This window comes from Bradyrhizobium sp. (assembly GCF_019242285.1).
GTDB lineage: Bacteria > Pseudomonadota > Alphaproteobacteria > Rhizobiales > Xanthobacteraceae > Bradyrhizobium.
Genome location: NZ_JAFAVV010000526.1, coordinates 1 through 2,706, shown reverse-complemented (window position 1 = coordinate 2,706; position 2,706 = coordinate 1). Strand labels below are relative to the sequence as shown.

Annotated in this window: 4 protein-coding genes; 2 read left to right on the top strand and 2 right to left on the bottom strand. The window is 66.6% G+C overall.

The genetic code is table 11. The features are described from left to right. The coding region (locus JOY90_RS20920; RefSeq protein ID WP_291693009.1) for an isocitrate/isopropylmalate family dehydrogenase at window positions 1-380 on the top strand (380 nt) is incomplete at its 5' end. A gap of 165 nt (window positions 381-545) precedes the next feature. On the opposite strand, the gene JOY90_RS20915 is transcribed toward JOY90_RS20920, so the two are convergent. Further along, complete coding sequence (locus tag JOY90_RS20915; RefSeq protein ID WP_291693008.1) at window positions 546-944, bottom strand: hypothetical protein; 399 nt, start codon at window positions 942-944, stop codon at window positions 546-548. A 173-nt stretch (window positions 945-1,117) separates the two neighbouring features. Then, on the bottom strand, window positions 1,118-1,891 hold the full coding sequence (locus tag JOY90_RS20910) for a hypothetical protein (RefSeq protein WP_291693007.1): 774 nt from the start codon (window positions 1,889-1,891) through the stop codon (window positions 1,118-1,120). Between the two features lie 115 nt (window positions 1,892-2,006). On the opposite strand from JOY90_RS20910, the gene JOY90_RS20905 reads away from it, so the two are divergent. After that, the coding region (locus JOY90_RS20905; RefSeq protein ID WP_291693006.1) for an aspartate-semialdehyde dehydrogenase at window positions 2,007-2,706 on the top strand (700 nt) is incomplete at its 3' end.

Below are 2,706 nucleotides of genomic sequence, written 5' to 3'. Positions count from 1 at the left end.
ACAATCTGTTTGGCGACATGCTGTCCGATATCGCGGCGATGCTGACCGGATCGCTCGGCATGCTGCCGTCGGCCTCGCTCGGCGACGTCGATCCGCGCACCAAACGCAGCAAGGCGCTGTATGAGCCCGTGCACGGCTCGGCGCCGGATATCGCGGGCAAGGGCGCGGCCAATCCGATCGCGATGATCGCCTCGTTCGCGATGGCGCTGCGCTATTCCTTCGACATGGGCCCGCTTGCCGACAAGGTCGAGGCCGCGATCGCCGCCGTGCTGGCCAAGGGCCTGCGCACCGCGGACATCAGGTCCGAAGGCACTACGGCGGTCTCGACCACCGGGATGGGCGAGGCGATTTTGAAGGAGCTCGACGCGCTGCACGCGTGATGGCGTGCGGCTCGTAGCCCGGATGAGCGCAGCGATATCCGGGTCCTCCGCTCGTCGACCCGCAGGTCGCTGGCGCTCATGCGGGCTGCGCGCTCAACGCAAAATGGCCGGGACGAGTCCGGCCATGGTGACGTCCCCGTTCGGTCTACCCGAACCGAATCCGAATCAATAATGCGACGGGTAGAACTCCTCCGGGATCGGGTAGCCGGTCGGATAGCCGCCCATGTCGGAGGGCGGATTCATCGGGTGACGGTCGATCGTGCGGTTGCCGTTCGAGCGCGCGAAGGTCGGCAGGCCGTACTCCGACGGGAAGGCATAGTCCTGGAACTTGCGGTCGCCCGGCAGCACCTCGGTACCGGCGTCGAGCCAGGAACGCTTGCTGATATAAAGGCGGGTGCGGCCCTGCTGCACGACGACATTGGGGCCGCCGGGACCATAGGTCACACGGCCGCGCTTGTCGTAGGTCATGGACTCGGCGCTGGCCGCGCTGACGAGACTGGCGGCAATCACCGCGCCTGCTGCCAAAAGCGCCAGTCGGTTCACGGCAGCGAATTTCGAGGTCATTCTCAGGTCCTTGTGCGCGGTCGCAGCCGCCATTTACGGTTTGCCGCGCACAATATGCGCTGCGACCATGGCGCCACAAGGTCAATTGGGCCACACCGTCCAGGATAATGCAGCGTTTCGCGGAAAAGTTGCATGGAAACCAGCGGCTTGGCACCGCTGTTTGGCCGGCCGGCCTACAGGCTGCCGCGCAGCTGCGGCTCGTCGGCGGCGGTGACCCAGTCCGCGGGCCTGCCGGCGCAGTCGGTGCCGCCGGGCTCGGCGCGGGCGAACAACGGCGCCAGTTTCGGCTCGTTGCCGGCGCCGAGCAGGACCAGGCGGTCGAGCATGCAACCGATCGCCGCGCGTTGCGCGGCTGGGCCGTCACCGCGGCAGGACCAGCCCGACATCTGCAGATGCGGCTCGGCGACGCGCTTGACGAAACCGAGACAGGCGGCCGGCGGCTCGGTCGCGTCCGGGCGGGCGACCAGCTCCACCGGGCCGAACTTGCTGTCGACGAGGCCGGCCGCCTCCAGCCGCGGCGGCACGACGCGCATCCGCGCCGCGAGGCTGGCTTCGATCGGCCGGGCCGGATTGAATTCCCGGCCGGGCCGGTAGATTTCGAGCTCGGCGACCGGCTGGTCGTCGCTGCCGGTCCAGCGCAGCACGTCCTTGCGGCCGCCCATCGCGTGGCGCAGCGCGGTGTAGGTGATCGACCCGTTGGGCTGGTTGACCGCGAAGGCGGGGCGGCTGTCACCAGCCACGCTCCAGCCGATTTGCGCCGCGGGCGCGGCGATCATGAGTCGCAGCCGGTCCCAGCCATGGATGGTGAAGATGGCAAGCAGCGCCAGCGTCCCCACATAGAGGAAGATTCGCGCCACCGTGGCACAGAGCTCGTCGGCGAAGCTCGTCAGTGCGGGATGGATAGGGGTGCGGAAAGGGTCGGCCGGGTTGGCCCAGAGCAGGGACATCGAAAGTTTGACCCACCATGGTAACGTTGTGTTGACCGCGTTTCTCGCATAGAAGCGCTGCCGCTTCCCTTTCCCCGGTAGGGGCGGGCAAGCATTTTTCTTCGGAGAGTGAATGATGGGTTACAAAGTCGCAGTGGTCGGCGCGACCGGCAATGTCGGACGGGAAATGCTCGGGATTCTCGACGAGCGCAAGTTCCCCGCCGATGAGGTCGTGGCGCTGGCGTCCCGCCGCAGCGTCGGCGTCGAGGTGTCCTATGGCGACCGCACCCTGAAGGTCAAAGCGCTGGAGCATTACGACTTCTCCGACGTCGACATCTGCCTGATGTCGGCGGGCGGCGCGGTGTCGAAGGAATGGTCGCCGAAGATCGGCGCCGCCGGCGCGGTCGTGATCGACAATTCGTCGGCCTGGCGGATGGACCCGGACGTGCCGCTGATCGTGCCCGAGGTCAATGCCGATGCGGCGGTCGGCTTCGCCAAGAAGAACATCATCGCCAACCCGAACTGCTCGACCGCGCAGCTCGTGGTGGCGCTGAAGCCGCTGCACGACAGGGCCGTCATCAAGCGCGTGGTGGTGGCGACCTATCAGTCGGTGTCGGGTGCCGGCAAGGACGCGATGGACGAACTGTTCTCGCAGACCAAGGCGGTCTACACCAACGACGAGCTGGTCGCGAAGAACTTCCCGACGCGGATCGCCTTCAACGTCATCCCCCACATCGACGTCTTCATGGAGGATGGCTATACGAAGGAAGAGTGGAAGATGATGGCGGAGACCAAGAAGATCCTCGATCCCAAGATCAGGCTCTCCGCCACCTGCG

Excerpts from the sequence above, each read along its gene's own strand:
- JOY90_RS20915 (WP_291693008.1), bottom strand. The coding sequence starts at position 944 with ATGACCTCGAAATTCGCTGCCGTGAACCGACTGGCGCTTTTGGCAGCA.
- JOY90_RS20910 (WP_291693007.1), bottom strand. The coding sequence starts at position 1,891 with ATGTCCCTGCTCTGGGCCAACCCGGCCGACCCTTTCCGCACCCCTATC.